The sequence below is a fragment of the Pradoshia sp. Z3_51 genome (assembly GCF_058215915.1).
Window position 1 is genome coordinate 73,237 of the sequence record NZ_JBZAJC010000004.1, and the last position, 12,418, is coordinate 85,654.

A 12,418-nucleotide genomic window follows, 5' to 3' on the forward strand; every position below is an offset into this window, starting at 1 on the left:
TCCAGTATGGGTATTGATCTATAGAATTTAACTCCAAAGCCCTCCTCTTAATAATGTAAACACTACCTATTATGAGTATTTATGACTAATTTTATTTACCCTATTCAACACGATTCTAACTATATATTTAACAATAATTTAAATATGGGTAATAAAATTAGTCCAGTTGTTAAAAAATAGATCAATCCTCGAGTGAGGATGATCTATTTTCTTCAGTATATATTATTGTAAATTCTTAATTGTAATACCGTTAACAGGTAAAAAGTTTTCCCCGGTATCCAGGTACGTTACAGATACCTCATCGTTTTCCTGCAGATATATGATCAAAGGATCCTTTTCAGAGGACATATTGTAGCTTTGTCCATTATCCAGAAGGAACGAAACGACGGTATATTCACCTGATTTTTCTTTATAGACTCTGATAACTTTCCCATCGATTTTCTTCTCAACACTTGTGGAGGTGCCGTTAACCGTTCCGCCGCCTTTTTGAAGTGCTGTTTTGTATAGCTTTAAGGCTTCATTTGGCGTTGACCCATATGCTGTTATTTCAGGATTGGCAGCAGATACAATGAAATAATTTTGTAGGAATCCATTTGAATCCAGGACTCCTGTTAACCAACTGGCTTCACCGTAAAAATTATAGATGATGGGCATTTCTCCTTCCCATTTCTTTTCTATAAACTTCTTCTCGATAATTTGCAGGGCACCCTGTGAATCCATGTAGGATTCCTCCATATTACCTGTATAATAGACAGCTTTACCTGTCCTGGAATTTGTGAGCGCATAGCCGAGCATAGAATCGACGCCTTCTTTAGGACTCGTGAAATCAGTGAAATAATACATATCTCCATTTTCATCAAAGATCGGACTTACATTCGCTTCGGTACCCTCATCAGAAGGCAGTTTAACATCTGATTTTCCAAATAGGCTGTTCCAATAGCCATGAATATAATTTCCGAAGTAGCTGTTTTGTGTACTGACGACTTCTGGTGCAACGGCACCATCAATAAATTCGGGCGCTTCAGAAAGGGAATAAGAGTTGGACTTCCCAGTTTTGGCATCCATCACCACAACACCTTTTACCTTAAAGCCATTTCTGGCAGAGACAAAATCACCATAAGAGCGAATATAAAATGGCGTGCCATTATCATCTACTTCAAGCTGTGAATCCCCATAGAATATGTAGGATGGATACTGTAGACGAATACGGCGCTCTGTTTCTTTATTGAAGAATGCAGAAGGAGTGTAGATCATTTCTGCATCAACAAATTTTGGGTTGGCTGATGAATCTGTAGCACTCAATATAAAGTAACCAGGAGTTTCTTTCCCTTTCAGCCATTTGAAGAATCCTGAAAATTCGACTGGAGCAATATAAACATACTCACCATCTACTTTTTGGATTTGTAAATTCCCTAATTCGTAGTAGCTCGTATTTGGTACCTGGCCAAATGCTTTTTTCATTTTATTGCGCGCGTATTGAGGAGGCACGCTGGCCGGCTTTTTATTTTCATCAAATGTTTGAATTTCTTCTTTGATGTCCATTTTAGCTATAGTATACTTTTCATCGGCATTGAACAGAAATGCCGTTAAAAAATAGAGACCGACAAGCAAACTACCTGCAAATAAAATACCCTTAATGGTTCTCTCCATACCCGTAGCAAGCATTGAACCCAGCAAGGTTAGTATGATGACAAAAATCCAAAGAGAAGAGATAGTTTGATCCAATAGGGTGAAGTAATAAAATAAAAATGCTTTAATCGTGATTAATGCAGCTAAGCTGACAAAAACAAGCAGTTTTGTTTTCCCCTTCATATGGATACGTAATTTTTCATTATTTTTGAATGGCACAAGAATAAGTGCCGATATAATCCCAATGATAATGGAATAGATGAAGATATTTCCCACAAAGTACCCCTCCTTATTTTTTCTATAATTTACCTTAATATCCTATACGAATAACTGGCCAAAATGATTCATGAATTGGAAATATTCATGAATTTTAGTTGCTGTAACTTGATTTAGGATATTCTTTATTATAAATCAAAAATATTTTAAATATTATAAATTATTATTGACATTGCTAAACAAGATAGGATATAGTTGGAAACATCAAATTTAATTGAATAGCAAGCGATTCTTATCGAGAGAAGTGGAGGGATTTGGCCCTATGATACTTCGGCAGCGGATTTTTACTATGGTAAAAATACTGTGCTAATTCCAACAAACATCTGTTTGAGAGATAAGAGGAAGCTTTAAGCGAACATATTTCTACTTGTCTTTTTATGTATATGTTCATACAAAGCCTCTTCTGTCTAATGACAGAAGGGGCTTTTTGCATTTCGAATTTTTTAGGCCTGGAGGAGAGAACATGATTGAGTTTCGAAACATAAAAAAGTCATATCAAGCAAATGGTCAAAGCGTAGATGCTCTGAGAGGCGTTCATTTAACGGTTGAAAAAGGGGATATTTTTGGAGTGGTAGGATACAGCGGGGCCGGGAAAAGTACACTTTTGCGTTTAGTTAATATGCTTGAACGGCCTACTGAGGGGGAGGTCCTTTTGAATGGTAAATCGTTTGCCAGTCTCAAAGCAAAGGAATTAAGGGCAGAGAAAAAGAAAATCGGGATGATCTTTCAACATTTCAATTTACTTCAATCTAAGACGGTATTTGATAATGTAGCGATTCCATTGATACTATCCGGCGTTCGTAAAGAAACGATTCAAAATAGAGTTCGAGAATTACTGGAGTTCGTGGGGTTATCAGCTAAGGGTCGAAGTTACCCGGATGAATTGTCAGGGGGACAGAAGCAGAGGGTTGGAATTGCGAGAGCTCTGGCCACGAATCCATCTATCCTGCTATGTGACGAAGCTACATCGGCATTGGATCCGCAGACGACCAGGGATGTTTTAGAGCTATTGAAAAAAATAAACCGAGAATACAATATAACAATTTTGCTTATTACACATGAAATGTCGGTGATTAAAGAGATATGCAATAAGGTCGCTGTCATGGAAAATGGGAGGGTTGTTGAGCAGGGTCCTGTTCTTGATATTTTTTCCAAGCCAACCACTGAGGTTGCCAAGCGGTTTGTTAGAACAGTCATTCACGACGAGATTCCGCAGAGCTTTTTGAAATCCTTAAAGGAGAATAAACCAGCAGTTTGGAAACTTAATTTTTTGGGATCTTCGTCTGGCAAGCATCTACTTTCAACAGTGGCGAAAAGTTTTGATGTCCATTTAAGTGTTCTTTCTGCCAATATTTCTGAAATACAGGAAACCCCTTTTGGGAATTTAATCGTTGAGGTCATCGGTGAAACAGAAGAAATAAAGAAGGCGATCCAATACATAGAGAGTGAGGATGTGCTCTTGCAGGAGGTTAAGCTATCATGAATGAACAGTTTTTAGGAATGGAAATTACACTTGAACAGTTACTGATTGGATTCAGTGACACACTCTATATGGTTTTCTTCTCCTTACTATTCGCGGCCGTGATTGGATTGCCTTTAGGGATTTTACTCGTCATAACGAGAAAGGGTCACATTCTGGAGAATAAGTGGGTGTTTAATATATTGAACCCAATCATTAATATTTTACGCTCGGTTCCCTTCATTATTTTATTGGTGGCTTTGATTCCATTTACACGATTGGTTGTTGGATCGGCGATTGGAACGAATGCCGCCATTGTACCGCTTGTATTTTATGCAGGTCCTTATATTGCCAGATTGGTTGAAAATTCATTATTGGAAGTTGATAAGGGAATTATTGAAGCAGCTCAGTCAATGGGCGCGACTGAATGGCAGATCATTTTTCGGTTTTTAATACCAGAGGGACTTAGCTCTCTTGTTTTAACCTTTACAACAGCAACTATTGGGCTGGTTGGAGCCTCAGCAATGGCAGGGGCAGTAGGAGCTGGAGGAGTTGGAGATCTTGCCCTCACCTATGGTTATCAGAGGTTTGACACTAACACCATGATTGTAACCGTTGCGGCACTGGTAATCATTGTACAGCTTTTACAATCCATAGGTAATACGCTGGCTAGAAAAATAAGAAGACGATAAAGAAGGAGATGGAAAAAATGAAAAAACTTTTTCTTACTATTTTAATAATTGCATGTACTGTCGTAACAGCAGCATGTGGAAGCGATTCGAAAGGCAGTGCAAAAGAGGGCAGCTCTACCATTAAGGTTGGAGTGAGCAGCGGAGACACAAGAATATGGGATTATATTGCTGGTCTCGCTAAGGAGAAGGGGCTCAATATAGAGCTTGTAAAGTTCAGTGATTATATTTTGCCGAATACAGCTCTAAATGATGGTGAAGTGGACGCTAATGCATTCCAAACAATCTCTTATTTTGAAGAACAAGTGGCGGAAAGAAAATTAGATCTTGAGCCACTAAGCTCTACTGTTATTGCACCAATGGGAATCTACTCAAATAAGCATAAGGATTTAAAGGAATTGCCTGATGGGGCTAAAATTGCTGTCCCTAATGAAGGTACAAATCTTGGCCGGGCGCTACTTCTTTTGCAGGAGGCTGGCTTCATTACACTAACAGATAATTTTGATGGAATAGGCTCTTTAGAAAAAATTAAATCAAATCAAAAAAATATTAAACTCGAACTGGTAGCTGCCGGGAATACACCGCGTTTTCTTGAAGATGTAGATGCATCTATTATAAACAATAACTTTGCGGTTGAGGCAGGATTGACATTAAAGGATGCCTTGTTCCATGAAAGTGCAACGGCCAAACCATACATTAATATTATCGCTATAAAAAAAGGGGATAAAGACCGCGCTGAGCTAAAAAAACTGGCAGACATCTATCATTCCGAGGAAGTGGAGGATTTTATCCTTAAAACATTTAAAGGAAATACCATTCCGGCTTTTGTTTCAATAGAAGAATTGGTTAATTATCAGGATGCCTGGACCAGCCCGGCAGTCGATCAATGAATTACTTCGGATACTAACATAGGTATAAGATTATTAGAGAGATTGGAGGCAGAGCAATGATTAAAAACGAAGGTCGCATTTTTCATAAAGATATTATCAATGAATATATAGATCAGCAGAAAAACAAATATATAAATATAAGCCACCAAATTCATGAAAATCCAGAAATAGGGAATGAAGAATTCTTTGCATCTGAAACACTGACCAAGGTATTAATCGATGCTGGCTTTGAGGTAACAAATGATATTGCTGGCCATAAAACTGGATTTTTAGCGAGGAAATCATCCTCAAAGCCGGGGCCTACGATAGCTTTTCTTGCCGAGTATGATGCGCTTCCTGGCCTTGGCCATGCATGCGGCCATAATATCATTGGCATCACCAGCGTAGCGGCTGGAATTTCGCTTGGTTTAGTACTCGAGGAAATAGGGGGAACGGTACTTGTTTACGGTACCCCGGCAGAAGAAGGGGGTCAAAATGGAAGTGCGAAGGGCAGTTATGTAAAGCATCAATTGTTTGACGGTGTGGATGCAGCTATTATCATTCATCCTTCTGGTCAAACGAGAACAACTCAGCCTTTCTTGGCTGTTAATCCCCTTGACTTTCATTTTTATGGGAAACCGGCGCATGCTGCGGCAGCACCAGAGGAAGGGATTAATGCACTTGATGCGGTCATCCAGTTATTTAATGGGATTGGCGCATTGAGACAGCAGCTGCCGACAGATATAAGGGTTCATGGCATTATTCCAAATGGAGGAGATGCACCTAATATCATTCCTGATTATGCCTCTGCAAGATTCTATATTAGAGCTTCAACTTGGAAAAGTTGTGAGGAAATATCGGAAAGGATTATTCAGATTGCCAAAGGTGCGGCGTTGGCAACCGGAGCCGATGTAAAAATAGAAAGATTTCAAAATGAAGTTCATGATTTCGTTCTGAACACGGCTCTTGATGAGGTACTTCGAGAAGAACTGGAAGCTCTAGGTGAGGAGGTTGTACAGGGTACGCGGAATGCATCCGGTTCAACAGATGCAGGAAATGTAAGCCATGTTGTTCCGACAGCGCATCCTTATATCAAAATTGGTCCGAATGATCTAATCGCCCACACAAAAGAATTTAGAGAGTGTGCTATATCAGAACTTGGAGACCAAGCCGTCATTACTGGTGCAAAAGCCTTGGCCAATACAGGTTATCGCCTTCTGACAAATCAGTCGTTACTGCAGAGGATTAAGGATGAATTCCTTAAAGCTAAAACAAGTGATATTTAAACAAGCCTAAATATCGACTTGCGACAATATAAATTGAGTATCCACTGCCCTGTTCTTCTTTTAGTATTTTTAACTCATAAAGAAATTAAGTACCACATAATTCTAAATAAGGTAAAATTAGTGTATGTGTATTTCTATTTACCAATCGTGAGAAACAGGGGAGTGGATCATGGATGGCGATACTCATTACAGGTGGTGCTGGTTATATAGGCAGCCATGCGGCAGTTGAATTCTTAAAAGCGAATTATGATATTGTGGTGCTGGATAATTTCTCTAACAGTCATGTGGAAGCAATTGAAAGAGTGAAAGAGTTAGCTGGTAGGAACTTTCCTTTCTATAATATAGATTTAGTAGATAAGGAAGCTGTTGACCAATTGTTTGCAAAATATGATTTTGATTCAGTTGTCCATTTTGCCGGTTTAAAAGCAGTTGGTGAGTCCATTTCGATGCCTCTGAAATATTATGAAAATAATGTGACGGGTACCATCAGACTATGTGAAGTTATGGCGAAGCATCAGGTGAAGAAGCTGGTATTCAGCTCTTCTGCCACTGTATATGGTATGCCGGATCGGGTACCGATTGATGAGTCCTTTCCATTATCAGCAACCAATCCATATGGCCGTTCAAAATTAATGATAGAGGAAATCCTGTGTGACTTGCATGTTTCCGATCCAGAATGGAGTATCGCCTTGCTGAGGTACTTCAATCCTATAGGAGCTCATGAATCAGGAAGAATCAGTGAGAATCCAAGTGGTATTCCCAATAATTTAATGCCATATATCACACAGGTTGCCATTGGAAAAAGAGATAAATTATCCGTTTTTGGCAGCGATTATGAAACTCATGATGGTACCGGTGTTCGCGACTATATCCATGTAGTCGATTTAGTGAAGGGCCATTTGAAGGCATTGGAATATCTGCAGGGTAGATCTGGAGTAGAAGCATTTAATCTTGGAACAGGAAACGGATATAGTGTCCTGGACCTGGTGTATGCTTTCGCAAGTGTTAGCGGAAGGAAAATCCCTTACGAATTAGTGGAACGGAGGCCCGGTGATGTGGCTGTTAGTTACGCTGATTCCGTAAAGGCCGCAAAGGTACTGGTCTGGAAAGCAGAAAAGAGTCTGAAGGATATGTGCGCAGATTCATGGAAATGGCAAAGGCAAAATCCGAATGGTTATGATCAGACAATTATAAATTCTTAGTGGAGAATTGGATGATGGAGTTGATGATTAAGCCCGATTCCATTTTCATTTACATATTGGGTAAACAGATAGCATCAAAGTTGCTATCAGCCATGTATTGAAATAACCTATTTAATAGAAGAGAGAGGGGGAAGCCACCTGAAAATCGCCTGTGTACAAATGGATATCGAGTATGGAAAGCCAAATGAAAATTTTAAGCATGTAACAGAGTCTATATCTGAGGCGGCCCAGAATGGTGCGGATTGTATTGTGCTACCTGAAATGTGGAATACAGGCTATGCACTGCAACAGCTGGGGGATCTTGCTGATCTTGAAGGAAAGGAAACGATTAAGCTACTTTCCTCACTGGCCTTAAAGTACAATGTCAATATTGTTGGCGGCTCTGTTTCTGTGAAAACCTCAAAAGGGTATTTTAATAGAATGTATGTATTCAATCGCTTTGGAGAGGTCATATCTGAGTATGATAAAGCTCATCTTTTTAACGTAATGGATGAACATCAATATCTTATAGCGGGACAAAAAGAGAATTTATTTAAGATAGATGGGAACATGAGCGGAGGCCTGATTTGCTATGATATCCGCTTTCCCGAATGGGTAAGAAAACATGCTTTGGCGGGAGCAAAGCTTATATTCGTAGTGGCAGAATGGCCGGAAGCAAGAGTGGATCATTGGGTAACGCTCTTGAAGGCACGAGCCATAGAAAACCAGCTATTTATTATAGCTGTCAACCGAGTCGGAAAAGATCCTAATAACACATTCGGCGGGTTTTCCATGGTTATCAATCCATGGGGCGATACAATTGCAATTGGTTCTACAGCAGAATCTATCCTTTATGCTGACTTAAACATACAGGAAGTCGATCAGGTACGAACTCGCATCTCCGTTTTTGAGGACCGAAGAGAGGATTTATATAATAGAAAAAAGTAAGCTTCAGACATACAATAAAAAGGAGACTCTTAAAAAAGAGCCTCCTTTGTTTATTATTTAGTTAAGGAATCTAGTACCAAATCGATTGTTTTAGCATTGGCCGTTTTAGCATTGGTTGTCCAGTTGCTGGAATCTTCAAATGTATAAACATTTCCTTTTTGGACAGCCGGAATGGATCTATAAATAGAGCTGTTTTCCAATGTTTCCATTCCTGGTTCGCCGCTCGCTGCAGCAATAAAGAGGTGGTCTGCATCCAAATCCGCTAATGCCTCAAGTGAAGTGCCCTGCCATGTTGCCTGTGCTTCACCAAGTTTACTAATATAAGTTGGCATCTTAATTCCTAAATCATTATAGAGTACATTTGAAGCGTAACGATCACCCTCGAAAACAAAGTACTGACCGCCTGTTACCCAAATCAGAGCGGCAGACTCATCTCCGATTTTCTCTTTAACTGCTGTTTTAGCTTCCGCAGCTTTATCCTCATAGTCTTGAATTGCTTTTTTTGCCTGATCTTCTTTACCGAACAACTCGCCCATTTTTGTCAGTAAAGTTCTCCAGTCAGCAGCATCTTCTTCCTTAAATACATAGGTTGGAGCTACTTTTTTGTATTCCTCATACTGGCCTTCCTGAATAGCAGCTTCAGATTCGAACATAATTAAGTCTGGTTCCGCTTCGATCACATCTTCTATCGGCATATCCCATGAAATCAAAGGAACATCCTTAAGTTCATCCTGTAAATAATTATGAACAGTTGTACCGATTGACCATTGAGCAGCAGGTTTAATGCCCAAAGTGACTAAATAATCCTCTAAATTTGGTGCCAGTATTCTTTTAGGGTCTTTAGGGAAGCTCATTTCACCGATTGCATCTGTAACCTTCTTGTCAGACTGCTCCTTGTTAGAAGTATCATTGTCATCATTTGAGCCACAGGCTGCAAGCAATAATACTGCACACAGCATGAATACCAGAAGACGTGTGTATTTATTATTTATTACCATTGCTATATCCTCCTTTAGTATGTAAAATAAATTCGTTACTATTAATGATAATCATTCTCATTTGAAGGGTCAAAGGAAATTCATACCTATTCATTTTAAGGTAACACTAGAAAGGTGGATTCCTTTGGACTACATATTATAATTTTGAAGGACTGAACGTACGTGCAGAAGAACGAGGATAGAAATATTCCATCTCGCAGGGAACGGATTGGCATTGTTCTCCCGCTGTCTTTTTTACTACTACTAGTTATTTTTATTACTTCATTAATAATTGGAACAAAAATGATAGACCTTTCAACAGTATGGGAGGCTTTGCTCCATAGAAATCCTGATAATGTGACACATCAGATTATTTGGGAAATCAGATTGCCGCGGGCACTGATGGCAGGCCTTGTTGGGGCATACTTAGCCATTTCTGGTGCTGTTATGCAGGCATTGACTAGAAATCCACTTGCTGAACCATCTCTTTTGGGAGTATCCAATGGGGCTGCATTTGCTTTAGTTTTATCATTAACGGTTTTCTCTGGATTATCCATAATGGGTTCTATTAGTGCATCCATGATTGGAGCAGGATTGGCTGTCCTATTGGTATTTTCTTTATCTGCCTTATCCAGAGGAGGGGTAACACCAGTTAAATTGGCTTTGGCGGGTATGGCAACTGGGATGTTTTTAAGTTCTTTGACAACCAGCATGGCTTTATATTTTGATGTCACGAAAAATATTAGCTTCTGGTATGCAGGTGAATTGGCGAATAGTCATTGGGTTGAGGTAAAAATAATTACAGCGGTTGGCTTAATAGGATTGCCTATTTTACTTAGTATTGCACATTCGCTTACGTTATTATCGCTTGGTACGGATGTAACGAAGGGGCTTGGGGTTAACATCAAGCTAGTCCGAGCTTTAGGAATTATCGTTATTTTATTACTGACTGGCAGCTCGGTTGCGGTCTCTGGGACGATTGGTTTTATCGGTCTTGTCATTCCTCATATAACCAGGATGTTGATTGGAACGGACTATAGAAAGTTACTGCCTCTCGCAGCTGTTCTCGGAAGTGCCTTGTTATTGTTGGCCGATGTTGCCTCAAGAGTGATTAATCCCCCATATGAAACTCCGGTTGGTGTTATGACAGCACTTATTGGAGTTCCTTTCTTCCTGTACCTTGTTCGCAGTGAAGGGAGGCAATTGTTTTGAAGAAGATTGCTAATTTGCCAAGAGTATGGATTGCTTTGTTCATACTAATTATTACGGTCAGTTTAATCAGTCTGAATATAGGAAAGGTCAGTATTTCACCAGCAGAGGTGTGGCAGACGATTGTGGGAAATGGAACAGCTAAGCAGGAGCTTGTTTTATTTGAGATCCGGTTGCCGGCTATCTTACTGGCTATTTTGGTAGGAGCAGGAATGGCTATATCGGGAGCAGTATTGCAAACAGTTGCTCAGAATGAATTAGCGGAGCCTGGGATATTAGGGATTAATGCAGGTGCTGGTCTTGCTGTATTAATTTATATTACTGTATTTCAATCTACGCTTGGCAGTCAGAGCCAGATAGGTACATTTATTATGCCTTTCTTTGCATTTGCCGGAGCCATGCTTACAGCCGTATTGATATTGGCATTATCATGGAAGAAAGGGCTGCACACGATTCGCCTTCTTTTAGTTGGAATCGGTATTAATGCTGGATTTTCAGCTGTCTTAACTGCCATGCAGCTCAGATTGAATCCGCATGATTTCATGAAAGCGATAGTTTGGTTATCCGGAGATCTTTGGGCTACACAGTGGAAATATGTGTGGGCCTTGCTGCCGTGGTTTTTAATCTTAATTCCATTTATTTTATATAAATCACACACACTAAATGTATTAAATCTTGGGAGTCTTGTATCGTCAGGACTGGGAATTCGTACAGAAAAAGAGCGCTTAGTTTTAATTGGTGCCGCAGTTGCATTGGCTGGGTTAGGTGTGACAGTTGGCGGGGGGATTGCTTTTCTTGGACTAATAGCACCCCATATTGCAAGGAAGCTTGTTGGTCCTAAACATGGGGCATTTTTACCAGCTTCAGCTATGATTGGAGCCCTTATTTTGCTGTTGGCAGATATGCTGGGTAAAAATATGTTCCGTGTCGATATTCCTTCAGGGGTAATCGTCTCTATTATCAGTGCTCCATATTTTATTTATCTCTTAATGAAATCAAAGTAGAGGAGGGGTAAACCTTTTGGAATTGTCAGCTCGGAATTTAAAAATAGGCTACGACGGAAATGTAATTGTTCCTTCACTGAATTTAGATATAAAAAAAGGAGCGATTACAGCCATTATTGGTCCAAATGGCTGTGGAAAATCGACTATTTTGAAGACAATGGCAAGATTACATCCAGCTATGTATGGATCAGTTATTTTAGATGGAAAAGATATTAAGAATACACCTACAAAGGAGATTGCCAGAAAAATGGCTATCCTGCCCCAGTCACCGGAAGCTCCTGCCGGTCTTTCTGTAACCGACTTGGTCTCTTATGGAAGAACTCCATATCAGGGCGGTTTCTCACGCTTAAATGAACATGACAGAGAAATGGTCGATTGGTCGATTCGTGTTACTGGATTAAGTGATTTTAAAGATCATGCAGTGGACTCCTTATCCGGCGGGCAACGTCAGCGTGCATGGATTGCAATGGCAATTGCCCAGGAGACGGGGTTATTGTTACTGGATGAACCAACCACGTATTTGGATATGGCTCACCAGCTGGAGGTTCTTGAGCTTTTAAAAAAACTGAATCACGAGGATGGCCGAACCATTGTGATGGTGATCCATGATTTGAATCATGCTAGCCGGTTTGCAGATGAATTGGTTGCGATTAAAATGGGTCAGTTAATTTTACAGGGGAGTTCTAATGAAGTTATGAGTTCGGAAGTATTAAAAGAAGTATTCCAGATTGATGCTTCTATTGTAGAGGATCCCAGAACCGGTAAACCGGCAATCATTTCGTATGATTTAGTGAAATGATGAAAAATATGAGGGGGCTATGAGTGATGAAACACTGCAGTAAACAGTGTTTCATCACTCAAAAGCCCCCTGTTTATATAAATTCTGGATGC

At 39.8% G+C, this 12,418-nt stretch carries 11 protein-coding genes and 1 riboswitch; of the genes, 9 read left to right on the forward strand and 2 right to left on the reverse strand.

The features are described 5' to 3' along the window. Nucleotides 1-222: 222 nt before the first annotated feature. On the reverse strand, nt 223-1,905 hold the full coding sequence (locus AC4BHA_RS09730) for a YrzE family protein (RefSeq protein WP_490558496.1): 1,683 nt from the start codon (nt 1,903-1,905) through the stop codon (nt 223-225). Nucleotides 1,906-2,134: 229 nt separating this feature from the next. Continuing rightward, a riboswitch (SAM riboswitch) is annotated at nt 2,135-2,246 on the forward strand. 122 nt (nt 2,247-2,368) lie between these two features. Between AC4BHA_RS09730 and AC4BHA_RS09735 the strand changes: the two genes are divergently transcribed. From AC4BHA_RS09735 to AC4BHA_RS09760, 6 genes are all read left to right on the forward strand, one after another. Beyond that, complete coding sequence (locus AC4BHA_RS09735) at nt 2,369-3,388, forward strand: methionine ABC transporter ATP-binding protein (protein ID WP_490558497.1); 1,020 nt, start codon at nt 2,369-2,371, stop codon at nt 3,386-3,388. A gap of 17 nt (nt 3,389-3,405) precedes the next feature. Then, nucleotides 3,406-4,056 (forward strand): methionine ABC transporter permease, encoded by a 651-nt coding sequence (locus AC4BHA_RS09740; RefSeq protein WP_066109774.1) that lies wholly within the window; start codon nt 3,406-3,408, stop codon nt 4,054-4,056. A 17-nt stretch (nt 4,057-4,073) separates the two neighbouring features. Then, nucleotides 4,074-4,943, forward strand: coding sequence for a MetQ/NlpA family ABC transporter substrate-binding protein (locus AC4BHA_RS09745; RefSeq protein ID WP_490558498.1), 870 nt, complete (start codon nt 4,074-4,076; stop codon nt 4,941-4,943). A gap of 56 nt (nt 4,944-4,999) precedes the next feature. Next, entirely contained in the window at nt 5,000-6,208 is a 1,209-nt protein-coding gene (locus AC4BHA_RS09750) for a M20 family metallopeptidase (protein ID WP_490558499.1), read from the forward strand. A gap of 173 nt (nt 6,209-6,381) precedes the next feature. After that, on the forward strand, nt 6,382-7,410 hold the full coding sequence (gene galE, locus AC4BHA_RS09755; RefSeq protein ID WP_490558500.1) for a UDP-glucose 4-epimerase GalE: 1,029 nt from the start codon (nt 6,382-6,384) through the stop codon (nt 7,408-7,410). A gap of 138 nt (nt 7,411-7,548) precedes the next feature. Continuing rightward, nucleotides 7,549-8,337 (forward strand): carbon-nitrogen family hydrolase, encoded by a 789-nt coding sequence (locus AC4BHA_RS09760; RefSeq protein WP_139892045.1) that lies wholly within the window; start codon nt 7,549-7,551, stop codon nt 8,335-8,337. Nucleotides 8,338-8,390: 53 nt separating this feature from the next. On the opposite strand, the gene AC4BHA_RS09765 is transcribed toward AC4BHA_RS09760, so the two are convergent. Beyond that, nucleotides 8,391-9,335: an ABC transporter substrate-binding protein gene (locus tag AC4BHA_RS09765; protein WP_066109564.1), complete on the reverse strand. Its 945-nt coding sequence runs from the start codon at nt 9,333-9,335 to the stop codon at nt 8,391-8,393. Nucleotides 9,336-9,497: 162 nt separating this feature from the next. Here AC4BHA_RS09765 and AC4BHA_RS09770 point away from each other — a divergent pair, with 162 nt between their 5' ends. From AC4BHA_RS09770 to AC4BHA_RS09780, 3 genes are read left to right on the forward strand one after another with little or no spacing between them, the layout of a single operon-like run. Beyond that, nucleotides 9,498-10,526: a FecCD family ABC transporter permease gene (locus tag AC4BHA_RS09770; protein ID WP_066109560.1), complete on the forward strand. Its 1,029-nt coding sequence runs from the start codon at nt 9,498-9,500 to the stop codon at nt 10,524-10,526. Then, a complete protein-coding gene (locus AC4BHA_RS09775) occupies nt 10,523-11,527 on the forward strand; it encodes a FecCD family ABC transporter permease (RefSeq protein ID WP_066109556.1) in 1,005 nt (334 codons plus the stop codon). The genes AC4BHA_RS09770 and AC4BHA_RS09775 overlap by 4 nt, the downstream gene beginning before the upstream one ends. 16 nt (nt 11,528-11,543) lie before the next feature. Beyond that, the gene (locus AC4BHA_RS09780) at nt 11,544-12,326 is read left to right on the forward strand and encodes an ABC transporter ATP-binding protein (RefSeq protein ID WP_148630352.1); all 783 of its coding nucleotides are present in this window, start codon (nt 11,544-11,546) and stop codon (nt 12,324-12,326) included. Nucleotides 12,327-12,418 lie beyond the last annotated feature (92 nt).